We start from the raw sequence: 22,467 nt of genomic DNA, 5'->3' as shown, positions 1-22,467 counted from the left end.
CTTGAATATATGATATGTAAAATATACAGAATTGTGTTATATTTTAGAAAAAAGAATTTTATTTGGTCTGTTTTTGAAGTATTATAAAAGAAATAAATATTTAGAAAGGAGAGGAATAGAATGGAGACAGATAAAAAAACTACAATAACTGTTGAAACTACAATTAATGAACAAGTAGAAAAAGTATGGAAGTATTGGACAGAGCCAGAACATATAAAAAAATGGAATAGTGCTACGGAAGATTGGCATACTCCTTTTGCGGAAAATGATTTGAGAGCAGGGGGAAAATTCCTTTCTAGAATGGAAGCAAAAGACGGAAGTTTTGGATTTGATTTTGGTGGAGTATATGATGAAGTAAAATTAAACGAATTAATATCTTATACAATGGGAGATGGTAGAAAAGTAAGGATATCATTTGCTAACAAATCAAATAAGACCATAGTTATGGAAAACTTTGAAGCTGAAGACACTAATTCAATTGAACTCCAACAAAGAGGATGGCAGTCTATCTTAGATAACTTTAAAAAGTATGTAGAAGAAAATAATAACACTCAGTAAAAATCATAAAGGAAAGCTCTGATTGTAGAATACAACAAAAGGAGCTTTCCTTTAATTTATTTTTCATAATCTTCATTTTGTTTCATTACATTATATATAAGTTTTTATTTCTCTAGATTGAGTAATATTTTTGATTTCTTTACTATAATTTTTATCATTGAGCTGAGTATTATTAAGTATATCATTAGCCACATTTAAATTAATATTATTCATATTAATAAATTCTTTTATAACCTTGGTACTAGAATTAAGCTCATTCTTAAGTAAATTTTCAGTGCTATCTTGTACCATTGAAATAGCCTCCTTAATAAAAATCATTTCTTTATTAGTATATCATAATTTATAAAAATAATTCTGGTAAGGTTTTCTTCTAACGAAAAACCTTCTTATTTAAGAATAAGAAGGTCTTCAATGAATTTTATTTTAATTTATTTATATAAGCCAAATCCAGTTATAATTAATTTATCCCAATCAGTTCCTTCATCATGGCACCAATTATATTCGATACTAAGTTCTTTTAACCAAGCATTGAGACCGCTACTTTTCTTACTTACATTTGGTGATTGTCTACCAAACTTTTCTTTTATCATCTCTAGCAATTGAGCCTGTTCTTCTTTTCCTAAATCTTTTTCCATCATTGATTCTATAACTTCGCGACATTCGAAATAACACTTATGATCTTCAGCATATATTTCATTAGCTAATAATTGTCTTTTATTGTTTAAGGTTTCAACTACCTGATGTATTTCTTCTACATTTGATAAGTACTTCTTAGCTGTGTTCATGGCAGCAATATCACTATCTATTCTATTTATTGCTCTTTCTAATTTTTCATTTTTCATTTTATAATCTCACTTTACTTTTTTTATTTGTCATTACTTTGCGACAATAAATAATTATATCATTAAAGTATCCATCATACAAAAGTTTAAGAGATAAATTTTAAGTAATGAACATAATATTATTAAAAGCCATACTTAGTAAGATAGTACGGCTTTATTATTTATTTAAGATTAGTCCATTTTTTATAAGCACATAATCTTTTGAGTATTAATTCTTTCTCTTCTTCATTATAAGAAGGATTTACAGCAGTAATAATTTTAAGTAGCTCATATCTATCTAATTTAAAAGGGTTTAATGTTGATTCTTCTATACTGGATTCATATTTACAGTCTATAGGTTTATCAAATAATAAATTGAACCAATAATTATCCTTTGCAAAGGCTAATTTATAGTAACAGTCCTCATATTTACTTAAAACTTCTTTATTTACATTATGCTTAGTGGTTAAATCTATAACATTTAAAGTATTATTTTTGGCATTTAGAAATTTGTTATTATAGATAGTTATATCATTAAGTTTTTCTTCAAATTCTATTTTATACATATGCCAGAATGATTTTTTAGTTATTGTATAATTTAATGATTCATTTATACTATTACAATTATTATTTTTAAGATAAAAGTAAGCCATTGAACTAACTAATTCCTTTAATTTAATAAGTTTATCATTATCAATATCTAGTGCAACTAGATTTGAACTTAAGCTATCAATAAGATTTTTTAGGAATAATTTATTGTTTAATTCATTATGATTTTCATCAAAAAACTTAATTAGTTTATAATAATTTAAGCCCTCTAAGGGACCCGTTTTAATATAAGTCAAAACTGATTTTACTGTATTTATTTTTTCTTTTCCAAGTTCATATATTATCTCCAGTGTATTCATAAAGCACATATCGAACATAAGAATTTCAAGCTGAACACCAATATCTTGGTATATCAGATTAATTGCTTTGCAAAGATCATATATTCCCATCATATAAGGCCTATCTTGACTTAAGTCAGGCATAGCAGCTATAAATCCACCGCCATGATCAGATAAGACTAGTGCATAGTGATTTGAAGGATAATTCTCTATACCCCATTTTATAAATTCATATAAGTTATTGGGATCTGCCATACAGATATTTCCTAAGTCTGCTAATAATTTTGAATTAGGATTTTGAATGTAATACCTTTTTACTCCAGTCCAGTATTCATTAATATTATCTACTAAGGCTTCAGGTTTAAGAATACTTAATAACTCCGAGCTTTCTCTAGAAATTTGCATTACTACGTTAACATTTTTTGTAGAGCCTATTTTTTCTGCTGATATTTTTGATTTTAACATTATAGAAGATAAGTCGTTATTTCCATTTGCATATATAAGAATTGTCCAATCTTTTGTTTCTATCTTGTTCATCATAAACACCACTTTTGGGTTTTTATTTCATTATATGAATATTAAATTAATAAGTAACTAAAAGAGCTAAATTAGGGTAAAATATAAGTGAAATAATTTATGTACAAATATAAGAAAAAGGAGAATTTTTATGAATAGATCTAAAAGATCCTTTATTGCATTATGTATAAGTACTATACTAACTTTTACATTAATTTCAATGTTTGGTTGTTCAAATTCAAATAAAACTGCTAATAATAATCAAAATAATAACACAAGTCAAAATTCAACAAATGATGAAAAAGAGGATGAAGGAAATACAGCAAATAATAATACTAATAATTCAGAGCAACAAGGGAATAATACTCAAAATTCATTACTTGAAAGTATAAAAAACTTAGCTAAACAAGGAAAAATAATAAACAGTGATTTTAAGGCTAAGACTACAAATCTTCAAGATGTAGAAAAAGCTTGGGGAAAAGCAGATAAATCAGAGTGGGTTTCTGCAGCAAAAGGTATGTATACCACATATTCAAAGCGTAATGTTGTCTTTGGCTCTAATAAAGGAGATCAAGTATTTGAAGTTAGATCCTATGATAAAAAATTAAATGGAGTTACACTTCAAATGGTAAAAAAATATTTTGGAAATCCTGCCTATAATGTCAAATCAAATGGAGAAGAGATATTAGGTTATGTAGCGAGTACGGATTTTAAAATTTTATTTGTGTTTTCAGGTACCTCAGGCAGCAATGATACTAAATTAGATCATTACTCAGTTTTATATCCTAAGGGTACAGTTAATAATATGGCAGATGATCCTGGTAGAGAGTGGTAAAAGAAAAGTTTAAGAGAAGCTTTTATAAGCTTCTCTTATTTTTATTTTAAGGTTTTTGTGATAACATATTTGATGTTAGAAAAAGCAATGTGGAGGTAATTAAATGAATATACAGATATTCGGAGTAAAGAAATGTTTTGATACACAAAAGGCAGAAAGATATTTTAAAGAGAGAAAAATAAAATACCAGTTTATAGATTTAAATCAAAAGGCTATAAGTAAAAGAGAGTTAGAAACAATTAAGGCAGCGGTAGGACTTGATAAGCTTATAAATGAAAAGGCAAAGGAATATAAAACTTTAAATTTAGATAAGATTAGAGGCGAAGGAGTAAGAGAAGAGCTACTATTAAATAATCCTAAATTATATAAAACTCCAATAGTTAGAAATGGTAAAAATGCAACAGTAGGATTCGAATCTAGCATATGGAAAGAGTGGGAATAGCTCAATAAAAAAGGGAAAATATAAACTCCAGAATTAAATTGATAATATTAGTGATGTGATATATAATATTAATAAGTAATCATTATCTATTGATAATTGGAGGATAAACATATGAAATGGTATAAAAATATGAGAATAAAACAAAAATTAGTTCTTTCTTTCTCGATATTAACTTTTTTTATTGTGGTAGTTGGTGGATTTGGTGTTTATGGACTTAAAAGTATTAACTCAAATGTAGATACTCTTTATAATGATAATTTTATTACACTAAAGAATATTGAAAAAATCAACTCCAATATATTAATTTCAAGATTAGATATAATTAATTTAGTGGAAAGCAGAGATTCTAATAATGTTGATAAGACAGTAAATAGTATTAGTCAAATTAGAACTGAAGATAATAGTATTTTAGCTGACTATGAAAAGACAAATCTTTCAGAAAACGAAAAGACACTGTTATCAAATCTAAAAGATGGATTAAATAAATATAGAGTAGCTGTTGATGACACAATTAACTTAGTGAAAGATAAAAAATATGATGAAGCAATGGAATTAAGCAAGAATACAGCATCCATTAGAGCAGATATAACCTCTTCTGTTGATAAGTTAATAGTAGAAATAAATAATCAAGCTGCTACAAATAAAGATAAAAGTAATGGGATTTCTAAGACAACTCTATATATTATGTTAATACTAGCAGTTGTTGCAACTTTAGCAGGAATAGTGATGGCATTTGCTATATCTCAATCTATTGCTAAAAGTATAAAGAAGGTGTTAAATCTTGCAAAGTCTCTAGAAGCAGGTGATTTATCCCATAAAATAGAGGTGGATTCCAATGATGAATTAGGAGTATTATCAGAAGCATTAAATAATGCAACAGAAAATGTAAGAACATTGGTATCTCAAATCTCAGATAGTGCCTATAGTATAAGTTCTAGTAGTGAAGAATTATCTGCAACTTCAGAAGAGGTTTCTTCAAGGATGGAAATAGTAAATGAATCTACTGAACAAATTGCTAAGGGATCCCAAGACTTAAGTGCAACAACTGAAGAAGTTAGTGCTTCTACACAAGAGATTAATTCAACAACAAATGAACTTGAACATAAAGCAAATGATTCTTATAAGTCTGTGGTTGAAATTAAAAAAAGGGCAGTAGATTTAAAAGCTAAAGCTACAAAGAACATAGAAGCAAATGAGATAATATATAGAGAAAAAAGTCAGCATATTATAAATGCAATAAAAGAAGGTAAGATTGTAGATGAAGTTAGAATTATGGCTGATTCTATTGGTGAAATTGCATCACAAACTAATTTATTAGCATTAAATGCGGCTATTGAAGCAGCAAGAGCTGGGGAGCAGGGGAAAGGCTTTGCAGTTGTTGCTGATGAAATAAGAAAGCTTGCTGAACAATCGGCTGAAGCTGTAGCACAAATACAAAACATGGTAGTGCAAGTTAGAAATGCATTTGCTAATCTTTCTTCAGGTGGTCAGGATATTTTAGAGTATTTAGCTAATGATGTTAGTCCAAGCTTTGAATTATTATTGAATACTGGAATTCAATATGAAAAGGATGCTGAATTCGTAAATGGTATAATTGAAGATATTGCAAAATCTTCAAAACAAATCAATGAAGTAGTTGGACAAGTTGCTGATGCCATTGAAAATGTTACTGCAACTGCTGAAGAATCAGCTGCTGGTTCAGATGAGATTTTAAGAAGTATTAGTGAAATTACAGTATCAATAAATGATGTTTCTAAGGCATCACAAAGTCAAGCTGAGCTTGCTATGAATCTTAATGAAATGGTTAAGAAATTTAAAATTTAATAATACATAATTAAAGGAGCAATATGAAATGCTCCTTTTTTATATGAAAAGATGTATAATAATAATTAATAAAATTCTAATATGAAAGTAGGCCTTATAATGAATAATATAGAAGAATATTTAGATTTTGTTCCAGGAGTAGTTTCTGAAAAAGATAAAACAGATAGGGATTTATGGTTTGTTTTTAATAATGATAGGGTTTTAATCTATAAAGAAAATGATAAAGTTAAAATACCAACCTATGATAAAATTAGTTTTTTGGGAATAAAAGAAGAGTTCTACATAGGAAGCTTAAAGGGAACTGAATGTTACGCATGTGAAATTACAGAGGAAAAGTTAGATAATAGTCCTTTTTTTGAGTTTATTGATATAAGATCATTAGGAATAATTTTAGGTGAGAGATTTTTTCTATTACTAGGAAGAGGAAAACAAATAATAAATTGGGATAAAAACAATAGATTTTGTGGAAAATGCGGAAGTAAAATTCGTAGATTAGAAAAAGAACGAGCTAAAAAGTGTGATGACTGTGGAACAACATATTATCCTCAATTGTCTCCAGCAATAATTGTATCAGTTATAAAAGGAGATGAGATTTTACTTGCTCATAACTTGAACTTTAAAGAAGGTTTGTTTAGTGTAATTGCTGGATTTGTTGAGGCAGGTGAAACCTTTGAAGAAAGTGTAAAAAGAGAAGTTATGGAGGAAGTGGGAATTAAGGTTAAGAATATTAAATACTTTGGAAACCAACCATGGCCATTCCCCAATTCTGTAATGATAGGATTTACAGCTGAATATGAAAACGGGGAAATAAAGGTTGATGGCACTGAAATCGGAGAAGCTAAATGGTTTAAAAAAGATAAGCTTCCTGATATACCAAATAATCTATCAATTGCAAGGAAGCTAATTGATGAATTTTTACGTTCATAGCTATATTAGAAAGGTTAAGCCTAATTAAACTCTTGTTTTCTTAAGTAATTTCAATTATTTAAATTTGATTTTGTGGTTATTATGTTTTATAATCATATCAGAAAAACAAAGAATTACTTCTGAGGTATTTGTCAGGCTCTTATTTTGAACCTACAGTTTATTTACGGGAGTTCAAATACCTAGATGCAAGATTGTCCCATAAGTCCAAGTGGCAAGGACACATATGCATCAGTGAGGACACCCACCTATCGAGAGATAGGTGTCAAAAGAAGGGCAACGGTATTTTGGAAGTTCGATATAGTTTTTAAGAGGGTAATACCCTCTTTTTTTATTTTTAATGAAAGTGTATAATTCATATAGCAGGTGATAAAATGAAGGAAGATGTTTTAATACAGAAATATGTAGAAAGAGCTTATAATGCATTAGAAGATAATAAATTAGTTAAAGCGTTAGATTTATTTAGTATGGCTAATGAATTATCTAATGAAGAAGATGTAGATATAATTATTGAAATAGCTTTAATTTATGACTTATTAGGAAAATCAGATATTGCCAAGGAATTTTATAATAAGGCCTTAAGGATAGATGAAAATGAGGAAAGAGCTTATTATGGATTAGCAGTTATATATGATGAAGATGAACTCTATGATGAGGCAATTAGATTATATAAGAAAGCAATATATATAAGTCCTAACTATCATAAAGCATATTTTTTTCTTGCAAATGTTTATGACATATGTGGGGAAGAGGAGTTAGCAATTATAACTTATGAAAAACTTCTTTCATTAAATCCGATGGATTTTTGGGCAAATACTAATGTAGGATCAATATATGAAGCACTAGGCAAAAATGATTTAGCATATAAGAGATTTTCTAAAGCTCTTGAAATAAAGCCGAATAATTATTTAGCATTATTTAATATGGGTGTTATTGCCTTTAAATTTAATATGCTTAATAAAGCTATAGGTTTTTATAATCGTTCAATAAAAATGAATCCTATTTACGCTTATAGTTACTTAAATCTTGCAGTAATTTATAAATATAAAGATACAGAAAAAGGAATAGAGGTTCTAACAAAAGGAATTGAAAATTGTGAGGAAGTACATTTCTTGTATTATAATAGAAGTTGCTTCTATACTTTAATAGGCGAAAATCACAAAGCTTATAATGATCTAATAGAAGCACTTAAGATATATCCAGACTTCTTAAAATATATATTAGAGGATGAAGAACTTGAAGAGATAACTAATATGAATTGCTTTAAAGAATTTGTAGAAAATGAAATAAATGATAAATAGCCGAATTTATAAAAATAAGCAGAAGCTGTATTAATAGCTTCTGCTTATCTATTTTGAATTAGTAATATAGATAGTTATTTTTGTGTTTGATTCTTTAGAAGGTCTCTAATTTCTTGAAGAAGCAGAACCTCATCTGATGGTTTCTCAGATTTTGATTCCTCATCCTGTTGTTTTAATTTTTTTATAGATTTTACAAATAGGAATATTGAAAAAGAAATTATAAGAAAATCAATTACATTTTGGATGAAATTACCGTAGTTAAGTGTAACTCCTGGAAAACTTCCATTAGCCTCTTTAATTACAAATTTTAAATATGTAAAATTAATACCTCCAGTTAGGCCACCAACAATTGGCATAATAATATCATTTACCAAAGAAGTTACAATTTTACCGAATGCACCACCAACTACAACACCGATTGCTAACTCCAATACCTTTCCTTTTATTGCAAATTCTTTAAATTCTTTTAATATAATAATCACCCCCTTTTGAAATAATTAGCAGAAAAGCAAGTAAAAACAGAGGATTTGTATAATATATTAAGTAAATTTTAATTAACTAATAAAAAAATTACAATTTATAACTTTTTTATTCACATTTTACATTAGATTAGGTAAAATTTAGATGTAGGAGGATTAAATATGTATAACAAAGAGATAGAGAAAATTGTCTATATAGATAGAGTTATATTAGAAAAAATATCGCTTATATGTATATATGCAACTTTTATTATTGCAATTTTGAATATAATTATTCCGAATTTAACAAGAAATATAATTGGATTAATATATATTGTAGTTAGTTTTTCAATAATGATGTTAACTTATTCAACTTCAAATATTATAAAGAGTCAGTACTTTAAGTTTTTTTCTATTACTTTTTTTATATCAGCAATAGCTAATATTATTAAATTAGTTCCAACAGAGATTATTGAAAATAGTTTTGAAGGAAATATGCAGTTTATATATTTCTTCTCAGATATTTTAATTGCTTTATTGTTAACCTATACACCATACTTTGTTAGAAATAGCCATATGAAATATATTAAGATTAGATATATTTCATTAATAGTAATAACATTAATAGCTTGCTTTACGCTATCAATAACAATATCAAATAGACATCTATTTAATATTATCGGGAATTGTTTAGCTATAACTGTATTTATATATGCAGTCATCTCTTTTAACGACTTCAGCATAAAGAAGGGGATGAACATAAACTATTTTAAGATATATTCATATATAATCTTAGTAGCATTCATTATTAATACAATACAGATGGTATTGTTTAAAGAAATGATATTAAATCCTGCATATGATTTAATTAAATTAGCATCTCAAATAATATTTTATGGGTGCATATTTCAAAAACTCTTAAATAACTCTTATGATATTCTTTTTAATGATCTGTTTGAAAGAAATAATGAGTTGAATTTATTAAATAAGGTTATACTATCCAAAAATCTTGAACTGGAGTCTTCAAAAAATAGAGTATTTAAGCGTGAGGACATGTTTAAAAATTTATTTAAAAATTTGCCTATACCAATGTTAATGTTAAACTTGTCAAACGGTAGAATAATATACGCAAATTCTGCCTTTCTGGATTATTTTGAGGCGAAAAATTTAAAAAGAGTAATAAATAAGAAGCTTACTGACCTAGTAAGTTTTAATGAAGCGATATTTAGTAAAAATGGGACAAGTGTAGATTTTTCAAATATATACGAAGCAACACTAGGAAAAGGTGACTTAAAATATTATTTAGTATTTCAATTCATACAGCTATCAGAAGACGATAGCCAGTGTTTAGTACAAATTAAGGATAGAACAGAAGTGGTGAAAATAGAAGAGATAAAAAGAAATCTAGAACAAAAGAAAATAGAGGATAAAATAAGAGGAGACTTTCTATCTAATATTAGTCATGATATTAAAACTCCAATAAATGTAATATATTCAGCAACTCAATTAGAGAAGTTATTAATTGAAAAAAATAATATTGATGAAGTGAAAAAGTATAATCAATTATCTAGAGATAATTGTTTATCGCTTATAAGACTTACAAATAATTTAATTGATAGTTCAAAATTAACTTCTCATTATTTAAAACCAAATATGCAGTTAGGAAATATTGTTGAGGTAATAGAAGACCAAACAATGAATTTAGTAGAATATGCTAGAGCAAAGGATGTACATTTAATTTTTGATACCTTAGAAGAAGAAATATATATTTATATGGATAGTGAGTTTGTGGAAAGGATTATACTAAATTTAATTTCTAATGCATTGAAGTTTTCAAATAGAGGAGGAGCCATTTTGGTAAGCATTTCTCTAATTGATGAAGAAGTGAAAATAAGAGTGGTGGACAATGGTATAGGAATGGAAGAAGAATTTATGAATAAAGCGTGCAATAGATATGAAAGAGGTAAAAATGAATATGGCAAAGTAGGAAATGGAATAGGTTTGTATGTGGTTAAAAATCTTACTGAACTTCAGGGTGGAAAAATAACAATAGAATCTAAGTTAAATGTTGGGACAACAGTAACTTTGACTTTTAAGAAAGGGAATTAAATAACAATGATTGACTTAGACGTATGTAAAATTAAGAAAAATATAGGAATAAGAATCTTTATTCCATTGTTGATAGCTCTGCTTGTTTTGTATATATTCACCAATAATTATAGCTTATTTCATATATTAATAGAATTTATATGTACTGCACTCGGTTTATCCATGGCATTGATTTCATTTGCCAGAAGTAGTAATGAAAAGTCTGTTTTTAAATATATTGGATATGGGTTCCCTCTTATGTGTTCATTAGACTTTCTGCATGTTATGTTTGTTAATTCTTCAATCTCAGAAGAAAACGCATTCATAAGCACCATATTCATTTGGGTAAGCAATAACTTTTTAGATTATAGTTTAATTATTTTATCTATATTGTTTATAAAATATAAGGTAAATAATAAATCTATCTTTGTGTCTTATGGATTTCTCCTTATTATAATTACACTTTCGGGAATATTAGTTGAACTAGGTGTAATAATGAATAAAGATGTAACTCAATATATTATTAACTGTTGGTTGTTACTATATGGGTTACTTTTGATTACAATAATTTTAATAGCTAAAAATCGTGAAATTATAGGTAGAAAAGAACAGATATACCTATATTTAATTTTGTTCTTTGAAATTTCATATGAATTCGTGGCAATGTTACATTTTAAGTTTGATCTAGATACACTAGTTTTGGCGCATATACTAAAGTATATTTTCTATTATACTTTATATGACGCTATAGGTAGATTTGTATTTTATAAAACTTATAATGGAATATATAAAGAACTAAGAGAGGTAGAAAAAATACAGGTAGTTTTGAATAGGACCTTACAAGAACGAATGAAAATATTGAGTGAAGTTAAGAGTATTTTGGTTAGAAGTGAAAATAAATATGTATCCTTAATTGAATCAATTTCTGATGGTATAATAATATTCAACGAGGATAGAGTTTCATATTCCAATGAATCCATTGGATATTACATTAATGGATACAATGTAAATATAGAAGGAAGGCATTTAAAAGATATTTTAGACATATTAGAAATAGAATTAACTGATTTTTCTATAAGTGGGTATATTCAAAATTCTATTAAGAAAGAAATATTTGGCAAAGTAAGAGATTTGGAGGTTTATGTTTTCAAATCAGAAGCTGAAGCTAAAATATTGTTTATTAAGGATGTAACTGAAAATAATAAAAACTTTAAGTTAAAAGAGGAGTTAGAAAAAAATTTAGCGGAGGAAAAATTAAAAAATCAATTTTTTTCAAATATATCACATGAATTAAGAACTCCTATTAATTTAATATACTCTTCTTTACAGGTTAAAGGATTATATATAGTTGATAACAATTATGAAGCGCTTGAAAGGAATAGTGGAGTAATTAAACAAAATTGTCTGAGATTAATTAGGACTATTAATAATTTTATAGATACTAATAGAATATCTGAGGAGTATTTGGTTCCTACGTATGGAGTATATAACATAGTAGAACTAGTGGAAAATGTAGCACAAGCTTCTGTTAGATATTTAAGAAAAGTAAAAATGACTTTAGTTTTTGATGCTGAAGAAGAAGAAATTTTTGCATCTTGTGACGGAGAATTTATTGAAAGAGCAGTTTTGAATTTACTTTCAAATTCCATTAAGTACGGAAAGGAAAATGGATATATTTATATAAATATTAGTAATAAAGAAGATAAGTTATACATTAGTGTTAAAAATGATGGGCCAGCTATATCTCAGGACATTAAACCATACCTCTTTGACAAGTTTACAAGAATAAATAAATCACTTAATAGAGATAAAGAAGGTAGTGGGTTAGGTTTATATTTATGTAAGAGTTTAATAGAGCTGCAAGGTGGCGAGCTTATCTTAAATACTGAAAAGGATTTTGGAAATGAATTCTTAATTACTTTACCATATGATGAAACTATATTAGAGAGTGAAAACAATTCTTTTATAATAGGTAACGTAGATGAAAAAATAGATATAGAATTTTCGGATATTTATATTTAAATTTTATGGGAAGTCAAGTTGACTTCCCATAACTTACTCTTTATGAATATTGTGATTAATTCTAAAATTTTATTTTAAGTTTTCTACTATTTTAATTAGTTCTTCTGAATATCTTAGAGGCCCTCTTGAACAATCTTTATAATGGTTCTTATCTCCATACTGTAATGTATGAACAGAAGAACCCTGCCCATTACCATACTTTTCACTAGTCAATTGAAAATACAATTTATGGTATTTAAATGGTTGAAATCCATCTCCGTTTATTGATAATTTTTGCTCATTAGAATAAATAAATTCCATCCCTAATCCATCTTTTTGGATGTTTTCCATTATTGTATCATCTATAATATCTTGTGAAGTAGATAATTTACTATGAAATCTGCTATTTGTTAAATCAACTATTTTCTTAAACTCAGAATTAGTTTTATTTAATTCTTTTGGAGTGTTTTTATTATAGATAATAATTTTATCTGGTATAGATAAAGCATTCTCTATATTTTTACCTATTTGTTCTCCATTAATCTTATCTGATTGTGTGCACCCAACAAAAGACATACAAAGCATAAAAAACATAATCAGAGAAGTAAATTTTAATTTCATTATCATACTCACTCCATATTTTAAAATTTAAATGAGATTCATATTAAAAGGTTTTAAATTATATTTTCTTTTTAAGTTGTTTAAGGGTAACTTGATTATAAATTTACAGCCTTTATTAAGTTCACTTTCTAGAGTTATAGTGCCATTATGTTTAGTTATAATAGTTTTTGTAATTGCTAGTCCTAAGCCAGTACCTGTATTTTCAGAGGTTCTGGACTTATCACCACGTGTAAAAGGGTCAAACATACTTTGAGCTTCATCCTTAGGAATTCCAACCCCATTATCTTCAATAATTATATTTAAATAATTATCTTTTTCAAAACAGGATATTTTTAATAAAGTTCCATTAGGATTATATTTAGTACTATTTATTACGATATTTCCCAAAGCTCTATCTATATTTTTTCTATCAAAAAGCAACGGGATTTCCTTTTCAGGAATATCAAAATCATATTCAAAGCCATTCTCTTCAAGTATCGGTATATATGAAGCTATAAATTCTCTTAAGAATTCACAAATATCTTCTTTCTCTTTTGAGAGAGTAAAGTTCCAAGAGTCTAACTTAGAATAATCAAATAGGTCAAGAATTAAATTGTTTGATCTTTCAGAGTTTCTCTTAATAACAGATAGATATTTTATAACATCTTCTTTTGGTAAATCAGGATTTTGTATTAAATAATCAGAGTAGCCAAGTACTGATGCAAGCGGAGTTTTTAAGTCATGAGATATATCTAGAATTAATCTTTTTCTTGATTCCTCTGACTTTTCTCTAAGATTTGTTTCTTCTTCAATTTTTGAAGCCATAATGTTAAAAGCATCACCAAGATTTTTAAATTCGTTCTTACTGGTTAAGTTAATTCTAGTGCTATAATTTCCAGTAGCCAGCTTTTTAGCTCCATGGGTTAATATCTTTAATGGTGTCAAAAAGTAGGATGAAGTTATCCTTGAATAAAGATAAAAAACTAGAAGGAAAAACAACATAAAAATACCAAAGGAAATAAGAATAAATTGCTTAACTGTAAGTCTTTTAGGGGCTATTTCTAACTCTGTATATTTTTTAGAAGGAATACCAATTACCATCAAAAAGTCATTTTTATGATTATAAGCTGTTCTATATACATATGGAAAGTTTTTCTTTCTAACATCCAAAACAAAATTTGATTCTTTCTCACTATAATTTATTAACGTGCTTATATCTGCAATTGAAATTTTGTCTTTGTCAAAGGGAGCTGCAACTTGCCCCTGCTTATTAACTATTTTACCATTTTTATCAATGATAACCATATAGCCATCCATATCCAAAATAGGACTAGAATCGATTTTAGTGTAATCATCTTGCATAAAATTTTTAGGAGAGGTAGGATCTGATAAATCTACCTTAAAATAAACCATTCCAATGATTGCACTTATAAATAAAGATAATATAAGCACAAAGAACATAAGAAAAAATGATATGACATAATTTTTCATAAGGAGATTTGCTAGGGTTTTTCTTCTCCTTAGCTTTAGAAACTTCAAGATTACTCAATCCTTTCCATTTTATATCCTATTCCTCTAATAGTTTTAAGATAAGTTGGTTTTTTTGAATCCTCTTCAATTTTTTCACGAATATGACTCATATGAACCATTATTGTATTATCATCTCCATAATAGGTATCATCCCAAACCAGTTCGTATATTTTCTTTTTAGTATATACTTTTCCTGGATTTTCAATGAGAAGCTCAAGAATTTTAAATTCTTTAGCATTTAATTCTAATAGAGTGTCACCTTTAAATATCTGGCAACTTTCTTTATCAAGTGTTAAATAGCCAAGTTTTATAATATTTTGTTTTTTACCTGGAGAATATTTATAATATCTTCTTAACTGAGCATGTATTCTTGCTTTAAGTTCAACAGGACTAAAAGGCTTGACCATGTAATCATCTGCACCGAGTCCAAGTCCTAGTATTTTATCTGTATCATCACCGCGAGCCGTTAAGAAAATTACTGGAATTTCACTATCTTGTCTTATATGTTTAAGAACCTCGAAACCATCAAAGTAAGGCATCATAACATCTAGAATAGCTAAATCTATAGAATTATTTTCAAAAATTTCAATGGCTTTTCTGCCATCCTCAGCAAAAAAAACTTCAAAATCTTCTGTTGAGAGATGTAAACTTATCAAATCTCTAATGTCTTTATCATCTTCAGCTAATAATATATTCATACTAAAACCACCTTTATAATCTATAGTTCTTAAGAAATTATAACACATAAATGAAGAATAGTAACATAACTGGGAACATATATTATTTTATGAAGAGAGGTGATATTATGAAAAATCCTTTTAAGGTTAAGGGTAATTTTAAGATAAGCACATTTTTAATTCAAGTTTTTATGCCTCTAATTGGAGGGGCGTTGGTAGGGTACTTAAATAGAAACACAATGGGGCAATATATAGAATTAACAAAACCATTTTTTGCTCCACCAGGAATAGTTTTTCCAATAGTATGGGCTATATTATACTTATTAATGGGAGTTGCAGCCTACAGAATTTATATGCTTGGAATGAGTGGAGAAGATGTATCCTCAGCAATGTTTTTTTACTATATCCAATTAATATTTAATTACTTATGGGTGTTTATATTTTTTAGTTTTAGATTATATGGACTAGCATTTATAGAGTTAGCTATTTTATTTGTTTTAGTTTTAATAACATTTATTAAGTTTTTTAGAAAGGATAAGCTTGCAGGAATATTACTAATTCCATATTTATTATGGCTAATATTTGCAGGGGTTTTAAACTTTTATATTTGGTTATTAAATGAAGCTTAGCAACAAGCAAATATTAATGTCCTTTGAAAAAAATTCGAAAATATAGTATAATAGTAATGCTTATTTAGGGGCTCCTATTTATAGATAACTAACATTAAGTTTATCTAGAGGAGTCTTATTAATTTGGATTGGAGAAATATATGGGAAAAGCTCTTTTTGTCATGGAAAAGCCTTCTGTGGCTATGGATTATTACAACATTTTGAAAATTGAAGGAAGAAGGCAGGATGGCTATATAGAAGGAGATAAGGCTATTTTTACATGGTGCGTAGGACATATGGTTACTATGAGTTATCCAGAAAAATATGATGAAAAATTAAAATTTTGGAACCTTGAACAATTACCTTTTTTACCTAAAGAGTATTTGTATGAAGTAATTCCATCTGTTTCAAAGCAATTTGAAATAGTTAAAGGTCTATTAAATAGAGAAGATGTTGATAAAGTATACGTTTGTACTGACTCCGGACGTGAGGGAGAATACATATATAGATTGGTAGATCATATGGCGGGGAACCCTAAAAAAGAAAAGTTTAGAGTATGGATAGATTCTCAAACTGAAGAAGAAATAAAAAGAGGAATAAAAGAGGCTAAGCCTCTAGAATATTATGATTCATTAGGTTCATCTGCTTATCTTAGGGCAAAGGAAGACTATTTACTAGGAATAAATTTTTCAAGATTACTAACACTTATTTACGCGAGAAACTTAGGAACAGTATTAAAAGAGGATAGGGTTGTAATAGCAGTTGGCAGAGTTATGACTTGTGTACTTGCGATGGTAGTGGATAAGGAAAGAGAAATAAGAGAATTTGTTAAAACTCCGTTTTTTAAGGTAAATAGTAATTTTTTATTAAATGATGCAGAGTTAAATTTAGAATGGAAGGTTTATGAAGGATCTACCTATTTTAACTCACCACTTCTATATAACGAAACTGGATTTAAGGATAGAAAAACTGCTGAGGAGCTTATAAATAGATTAAAATCCTTTAATGAGGGCGAAATAGTAGAAGTAAAGAAAACAAAGGAAACTAAAAATCCTCCTTTGCTATTCAATCTAGCAGAGCTTCAAAATGAATGTACTAAGAAGTTTAAAATAAGTCCAGATGAAACTTTGGGAATCGCTCAAAAGTTATATGAAAAGAAGATGCTAACGTATCCAAGAACAGATGCAAGAGTATTATCTAAAGCAGTAGCAAAGGATATAGGTAAAAACCTATCAGCATTATATAAGAATCATCCGGAACCTTGGTGTAAAGAGTACCTTAAAAAGATATCAGAGAATAAGTGGTCACAAAATCTAGTAAAAAGTAAATATGTAGATGATTCTAAAATTACAGATCACTATGCAATTATTCCAACTGGGGAATATAATGCATCGGGATTAACCTCCTTAGAGCAAGAGGTTTATGAGCTAGTTATAAGAAGATTTTTAAGTATTTTCTTTCCACCAGCAAAATATAATAAAACCAATTTAACTGTTGAAGTGGATAGAGAAAGATTTAACTTTACAAAGAAGATTTTAGTTGAGAAAGGGTATCTAGAAATCCTAGGAAAAGAATCTCAGGAGGAGAAAGAACTTGATATAACTCAATTAAGAAAGGGAAAGAAACTTCCACTTAAAGATTTAAATTTAAAAGAAGGAGAAACAACGCCTCCTAAAAGATATACTACAGGATCGATAATAATAGCTATGGAAAATGCAGGAAAGCTTATAGAAGATGATGAACTTAGAGAGCAAATAAAAGGAAGTGGAATAGGTACATCGGCAACTAGAGCAGAGATAATTAAAAAGTTGATTAGGATAGAATATTTAACTTCAAATAATAAAACTCAAATTCTAACTCCAACTAAAAAAGGAGAAATGATATATGAGGTTATAAAAGCGTCTATTCCATCACTATTAAATCCAACCTTAACAGCTTCTTGGGAAAAAGGACTAGGCATGGTTTACTCAAAAGAAATAGCATCTGATGAATTTATGGAAAAGCTTGAAAAGTACACTGAAAATAATATATCAAAGGTAATACAATATAGAAACAATATTCTATATAAAATAAATACTAATCTTTTGAGAGTAAAAAAGTGTTATGAAAATAATTAGCAGGAGTCAGTAGACTCCTGTTTTTTTATAAAATCTCAATGTAAAATATTTGAAAAGTATTGTTATTTTATGTATAATTAAGAAAATATTATATAAGTGGGTTACGTAATATGTATTTATGAGGTTATTGTAGCATAGGATTTATAAATAGCTAATAATAAAATTGAAAGTAGGAGTAAAAATGAAAAAGAAAAGCTGGTTAATGTATCTTATCTACGCCCTAATATTTGCATGTTATATTTTATTTTCAAGCAAGTTGTTTATATCATTAGATAAAGAAAGTAAGGTAACCTTCAATGTAATTCCAATATTAATTTGGTCAAGTGTACTATTTATAGGATTAGGAGTATTACTTGGAGTTGAAAGATTTTTATTAGAGATAAGGAAAGAAGGAAAGTTAAGAGTTAATTTACCTAAAATTATCTTCTTAGGATTGCCATCACTTTATTTTTCACTTGGGTTATTTTTAGCATATAGTCCAATTAATTTTTTTAAACAAACCTTCACATATCCAATATTACGTCTTTTATTAATTAAAAGTGACTTTTTAGCAATTTTTCAGATTATTTTCGGATATGTATTAATAACTAGCTTAGTGAAAGTAAAGAGTGAACAAGAATATATGAAACTTTAATAGTGAGGTGTAAGTTTTGAAATATAGTTTAAAAGTCATAGTTACTTTTATTAGTTCATTACTATGTACATATCTTATAGTTGGATATGTTAAAAGTACAGTTTTTGCAGCAATTCACTGGGTAGAAGGGGTGACAATTTGGGACAAGCTTAGAGAATATTATGTTAGAACCTTTAATCAAAATATTATTCCTTCAATTATTTTAGCAGTGCTATTAACAACTTTTATTATGCGTATTAGAAGAAAAAAACTTATAAATAGATAACTACTAGGAGAATTACAAAGATGATAGATTTAAATACAACGAATTATAAAATAGAAAAAGGAACTGAAAATGATATAGATGAGCTAGAACATCTCTATGATGATTTAAATGATTATTTAGAAAGCGGCATAAATTATCCTGGATGGATTAAGGGAATATATCCAATTAGAGAAACTGCTGCAGATGGAATTAAAGCAGGAACTTTATTTGTACTGAGAGTAAATAATAAGATTGCAGGTTCTGTAATACTTAGCCATGAGCCAGAAGAGGCATATTCAGATGTAACATGGGGAATCGAAGCTGATTATAAAGATATTATTGTTATACATACTTTCGTTGTTCATCCAAAGTATATGAAAAATGGTGTAGGCAAAAAGCTAATGGATTTTGCTAAAAGTTATAGTATAGAAGAGAAAATGAAATCTATTAGATTGGATGTTTCAATTCATAATAAACCTGCTATTGCTTTATATGAAAAGTGTGGTTATAAATATGTTGGAACAGTAGATTTAGGGTTAAACATACCGCATCTAATTTGGTTTAAATTGTATGAGATAATTTTATAAAAATAGAGGAAATAGAAGTTTAACTACTTCTATTTTTATTTTGAAAAAATATTGTTAAATATTTGAAAAAACGATTACATTTATGTATAATTGAGTTAAGATTTTTTATGTAAAATGCGGGAGGCAATTTTTATGATATTATCAGGAAGAGAAATAAAAGCCAAGCTAGGCAACGAAATTAAAATAGAACCTTTCAATGAAAAACAGCTAAATCCTAATAGCTATAATCTTAAGTTACATAATGAACTTCTTATATATGAAGAAGTATCATTAGATATGAAAAAAGAAAATAAGTGTAAAAGCCTTATAATTCCTAAGAAAGGATTAGTATTAGAGCCTAATAAGCTATACTTAGGAAGAACAAAGGAATATACAGAAACTGATAAATATGTTCCAATGCTTGAAGGAAGATCTTCTGTAGGTAGACTAGGTCTTTTTGTTCATGTTACTGCAGGTTTTGGTGATGTTGGGTTTAAGGGGTATTGGACATTAGAAATTCATTGCATTCAACCTATAAGAATATATCCAGATGTAGATATATGCCAAATATATTACCATGCAATAGAAGGGGAATATGACCATTATTCAAGTGGTAAATACCAAGACAATGAAGGAATACAACCAAGCTTGTTATATAAGGATTTTGAGAAATAAGTTAAACAAAACAAGGATTTTAGAGCTGTCCTAGTTAATAGGATAGCTTTTTTATTTTATAAATAAATGGAACCAAAGCTAAATCTTTAGCATCTTATTTATGAAATGTGAAAAACAAGGGGGTAAACATGAAGTTAAGTTTAATAGGAAAGACGGAAGAAATTGATTCTATATTTCACAAAGTAAATAATGCTATAGCTGGAGATAAAGAGAGTTTTTGTGATCTGATTAGATTTTATAAAAAAGACATGAATGCAGTAGCTATGTGTATTCTAAAAGATGAGGATGATGTGGCTGATGCTATGTCTGAAGCTATACTTAAAGCTTATAAGAATATGAATACACTTAAAAATCCAATGGTTTTTAAAAGTTGGCTGCTTAAAATTTTAGTGAATGAGTGTAACTCCATATTAAGAAAGAGTTCAAAGGTTATCGTTGTAGATAAAAATGATTTTGAACTGATAGAATTTAATGATAAGTATGAAAATCTAGATATTAAAACAGCCTTAGATAACTTATCACATAAACATAAGGTAATTATTGAACTTTATTATTATCAAGATATGACAGTGGATGAAATAGCAAATGTTTTAGAGATATCAGCCGGTACTGTTAAATCAAGATTATCAAGAGCTAGGCAAAATCTTTATGGTATGCTTAAGGAGGTTTAATAATGGATAATTTAGATAAACTTATAAAAGAAAATAAGTCAAATGATGAAATAAGCGAAAAAGTAAATAAAAGGGTTGAAGCAACTTTAGACATGATAATGAAAGAAGGTATTAAAGAGGAATTTCAAATTGAGTCTAATAATAAAAAAAGATTTAACTTTAGAAGGCTAGCTTTAATAGCTGGGCTTGCACTAATAATATCAGTATCACTAGGAGCAAAGTATAATGTTTATGCAAAGGTGTTAGACTTACTTAAGTCTTTTGAGGAAAAAGGAGAAACCCCTGAGAAGATTGATCTATATTCAAAAATCTTAGACAAAAAAGTATATGATAGTGGATATTCTGTTAGTATTGAAAATATAATATCAGATTCTCATACCATTAGAATATTTTATAACATAAATTCGGATAAAACAGGAGATCAAAAGCCAGGCATTTGGGGAAATGAAATGAAAATAGATGATAAAGATCTTGTTAGTTACGGGGGAATATCCTCAGAAGAATATTTGGTTCAAGATGATAATAAGAATTGGTCTGGAAATATGTTAGTTATGAGAGTCGGAAAAGAGCTTCCCAAGACCTTCAATTTTAAATGGAATATCTATAATATATCAAATAGTGAAGGAAAATGGAATTTTGATATTAATGTTAATAGTGAAGAGTTAGCAAAAGATACTAAGACTATCGATGTTAATAAAGGAGATAAATTAGATATAGGAGATTTTAATATAAAAAATATTACATTGTCACCTATTGAGCTGGATATTAGTTCTAAAGAAGATATTAATGATAAGGAAAATCCAAATGCTTATATTAATTATATTGTTCTTGATGAAAATAATAAGCTACTATCATCATCAAGTAATTATGGCATGAATAGATGGATAAATGGAGATAATCTCTCTGAAGTTTATTATGGATATAAATTAAATGGCAAGATACCTAGTAAAATAAAAATTATTCCTTATGAGATATCAAATGATTCTTATAATACTATGATCGGAAAAAGTTATACTATTGGAAGTAAAGATGTTTCACTTTATAAAGGTGAGAGTGGTTCATTAAATATTGAGTCAATTGAGGATAAGGGAGATTATGTAGAGGTTGCAGTAAATATTGAAGGATATTTAAGAGGGGACTTATTAGATAGGCTACTTTTAGTAAAGAACGACGGTAATAATTCTAAGGTTAGTAATATGAATCCTGAAAGTAGGAAGATAGTAAACCAAAACATAAATAATGAGAAATTTGTATTAAAGTTTAATAAGTATTTTGGTAAAGATAAGAACTATCATATATCCTTCAATGTAGGAAATGATGATAAATATTTAGATAATATATACAAAATTTACGAAGATAAAGTAATAGAAGTTGACTTAAGTAAATAGAAAGTTAAAAGCCAGTAATGCCTATTGTGTAAAATGTACCCGTTGTAAAGGACAGTTTAAAAAAAGACTATATAGCAGACTTAAGAAGATGATTTCTGTATT

The 22,467-nt window shown here is 27.6% G+C and carries 23 protein-coding genes and 1 other RNA gene; 17 read left to right on the top strand and 7 right to left on the bottom strand.

Annotation, left to right across the window (positions count from 1 at the left end):
• The first annotated feature begins 120 nt into the window (after positions 1–120).
• Positions 121–558, top strand: coding sequence for an SRPBCC family protein (locus L1S47_RS18965; RefSeq protein ID WP_238886282.1), 438 nt, complete (start codon positions 121–123; stop codon positions 556–558).
• A gap of 90 nt (positions 559–648) precedes the next feature.
• Here the strand turns inward: L1S47_RS18965 and L1S47_RS18960 are convergent, their stop codons facing one another.
• From L1S47_RS18960 to L1S47_RS18950, 3 genes are all read right to left on the bottom strand, one after another.
• Entirely contained in the window at positions 649–849 is a 201-nt protein-coding gene (locus tag L1S47_RS18960) for a hypothetical protein (protein WP_238886280.1), read from the bottom strand.
• A 137-nt stretch (positions 850–986) separates the two neighbouring features.
• On the bottom strand, positions 987–1,400 hold the full coding sequence (locus L1S47_RS18955) for a hypothetical protein (protein ID WP_238886278.1): 414 nt from the start codon (positions 1,398–1,400) through the stop codon (positions 987–989).
• Positions 1,401–1,561: 161 nt separating this feature from the next.
• Entirely contained in the window at positions 1,562–2,806 is a 1,245-nt protein-coding gene (locus tag L1S47_RS18950) for a clostripain-related cysteine peptidase (protein ID WP_238886275.1), read from the bottom strand.
• A 127-nt stretch (positions 2,807–2,933) separates the two neighbouring features.
• Here L1S47_RS18950 and L1S47_RS18945 point away from each other — a divergent pair, with 127 nt between their 5' ends.
• From L1S47_RS18945 to L1S47_RS18920, 6 genes are all read left to right on the top strand, one after another.
• Complete coding sequence (locus L1S47_RS18945) at positions 2,934–3,617, top strand: YjgB family protein (protein WP_238886265.1); 684 nt, start codon at positions 2,934–2,936, stop codon at positions 3,615–3,617.
• Positions 3,618–3,720: 103 nt separating this feature from the next.
• Positions 3,721–4,059 carry an arsenate reductase family protein gene (locus L1S47_RS18940; RefSeq protein ID WP_238886263.1) on the top strand — a complete coding sequence of 113 codons (339 nt, stop codon included), beginning with the start codon at positions 3,721–3,723 and terminating at the stop codon, positions 4,057–4,059.
• Positions 4,060–4,170: 111 nt separating this feature from the next.
• On the top strand, positions 4,171–5,883 hold the full coding sequence (locus L1S47_RS18935; RefSeq protein ID WP_238886261.1) for a methyl-accepting chemotaxis protein: 1,713 nt from the start codon (positions 4,171–4,173) through the stop codon (positions 5,881–5,883).
• A 99-nt stretch (positions 5,884–5,982) separates the two neighbouring features.
• Complete coding sequence (gene nudC, locus L1S47_RS18930) at positions 5,983–6,810, top strand: NAD(+) diphosphatase (protein WP_238886259.1); 828 nt, start codon at positions 5,983–5,985, stop codon at positions 6,808–6,810.
• 113 nt (positions 6,811–6,923) lie between these two features.
• Positions 6,924–7,105: non-coding RNA, 6S RNA (gene ssrS / locus L1S47_RS18925), on the top strand.
• A gap of 76 nt (positions 7,106–7,181) precedes the next feature.
• A complete protein-coding gene (locus tag L1S47_RS18920) occupies positions 7,182–8,108 on the top strand; it encodes a lipopolysaccharide assembly protein LapB (protein ID WP_238886257.1) in 927 nt (308 codons plus the stop codon).
• Between the two features lie 74 nt (positions 8,109–8,182).
• On the opposite strand, the gene mscL is transcribed toward L1S47_RS18920, so the two are convergent.
• Entirely contained in the window at positions 8,183–8,581 is a 399-nt protein-coding gene (gene mscL, locus L1S47_RS18915) for a large-conductance mechanosensitive channel protein MscL (protein ID WP_238886349.1), read from the bottom strand.
• A 168-nt stretch (positions 8,582–8,749) separates the two neighbouring features.
• On the opposite strand from mscL, the gene L1S47_RS18910 reads away from it, so the two are divergent.
• Together L1S47_RS18910 and L1S47_RS18905 are read left to right on the top strand one after the other, a co-directional pair.
• Positions 8,750–10,675 carry an ATP-binding protein gene (locus L1S47_RS18910; protein ID WP_238886254.1) on the top strand — a complete coding sequence of 642 codons (1,926 nt, stop codon included), beginning with the start codon at positions 8,750–8,752 and terminating at the stop codon, positions 10,673–10,675.
• Between the two features lie 6 nt (positions 10,676–10,681).
• On the top strand, positions 10,682–12,676 hold the full coding sequence (locus L1S47_RS18905) for an ATP-binding protein (protein WP_238886252.1): 1,995 nt from the start codon (positions 10,682–10,684) through the stop codon (positions 12,674–12,676).
• Positions 12,677–12,745: 69 nt separating this feature from the next.
• Here L1S47_RS18905 and L1S47_RS18900 read toward each other — a convergent pair whose 3' ends face one another.
• Genes L1S47_RS18900 through L1S47_RS18890 form a run of 3 tightly spaced genes read right to left on the bottom strand, consistent with a single transcriptional unit; the run spans position 12,746 to position 15,483 of the window.
• Entirely contained in the window at positions 12,746–13,276 is a 531-nt protein-coding gene (locus L1S47_RS18900; RefSeq protein ID WP_238886250.1) for a hypothetical protein, read from the bottom strand.
• 27 nt (positions 13,277–13,303) lie between these two features.
• Complete coding sequence (locus tag L1S47_RS18895) at positions 13,304–14,746, bottom strand: HAMP domain-containing sensor histidine kinase (protein WP_238886248.1); 1,443 nt, start codon at positions 14,744–14,746, stop codon at positions 13,304–13,306.
• A 50-nt stretch (positions 14,747–14,796) separates the two neighbouring features.
• Positions 14,797–15,483, bottom strand: coding sequence for a response regulator transcription factor (locus L1S47_RS18890; protein WP_202766591.1), 687 nt, complete (start codon positions 15,481–15,483; stop codon positions 14,797–14,799).
• A 107-nt stretch (positions 15,484–15,590) separates the two neighbouring features.
• Between L1S47_RS18890 and L1S47_RS18885 the strand changes: the two genes are divergently transcribed.
• The 8 genes from L1S47_RS18885 (at position 15,591) to L1S47_RS18850 (ending at position 22,365) form a co-directional block, all read left to right on the top strand.
• Positions 15,591–16,091: a TspO/MBR family protein gene (locus L1S47_RS18885; RefSeq protein WP_238886246.1), complete on the top strand. Its 501-nt coding sequence runs from the start codon at positions 15,591–15,593 to the stop codon at positions 16,089–16,091.
• Between the two features lie 140 nt (positions 16,092–16,231).
• Positions 16,232–18,187, top strand: coding sequence for a DNA topoisomerase (locus tag L1S47_RS18880; protein ID WP_238886225.1), 1,956 nt, complete (start codon positions 16,232–16,234; stop codon positions 18,185–18,187).
• 181 nt (positions 18,188–18,368) lie between these two features.
• Positions 18,369–18,821 (top strand): hypothetical protein, encoded by a 453-nt coding sequence (locus tag L1S47_RS18875; protein WP_238886223.1) that lies wholly within the window; start codon positions 18,369–18,371, stop codon positions 18,819–18,821.
• A 16-nt stretch (positions 18,822–18,837) separates the two neighbouring features.
• Positions 18,838–19,086 (top strand): hypothetical protein, encoded by a 249-nt coding sequence (locus L1S47_RS18870; protein WP_238886221.1) that lies wholly within the window; start codon positions 18,838–18,840, stop codon positions 19,084–19,086.
• A gap of 20 nt (positions 19,087–19,106) precedes the next feature.
• Positions 19,107–19,652 (top strand): GNAT family N-acetyltransferase, encoded by a 546-nt coding sequence (locus L1S47_RS18865; protein ID WP_238886219.1) that lies wholly within the window; start codon positions 19,107–19,109, stop codon positions 19,650–19,652.
• 132 nt (positions 19,653–19,784) lie between these two features.
• Positions 19,785–20,306, top strand: coding sequence for a dCTP deaminase (gene dcd, locus L1S47_RS18860; protein WP_202766584.1), 522 nt, complete (start codon positions 19,785–19,787; stop codon positions 20,304–20,306).
• A gap of 128 nt (positions 20,307–20,434) precedes the next feature.
• Positions 20,435–20,977 carry an RNA polymerase sigma factor gene (locus L1S47_RS18855; protein WP_238886216.1) on the top strand — a complete coding sequence of 181 codons (543 nt, stop codon included), beginning with the start codon at positions 20,435–20,437 and terminating at the stop codon, positions 20,975–20,977.
• Between the two features lie 2 nt (positions 20,978–20,979).
• Positions 20,980–22,365, top strand: coding sequence for a DUF4179 domain-containing protein (locus tag L1S47_RS18850; RefSeq protein WP_238886214.1), 1,386 nt, complete (start codon positions 20,980–20,982; stop codon positions 22,363–22,365).
• Positions 22,366–22,467: the final 102 nt, after the last annotated feature.

Origin of the sequence: Clostridium sp. YIM B02551, assembly GCF_022324735.1 — a bacterium.
GTDB classification, from domain to species: Bacteria; Bacillota; Clostridia; order Clostridiales; family Clostridiaceae; genus Clostridium_T; species Clostridium_T paridis.
The sequence above is the reverse complement of the archived record's forward strand: the minus strand, read 5'-3'. Positions and strand labels throughout refer to the sequence as shown.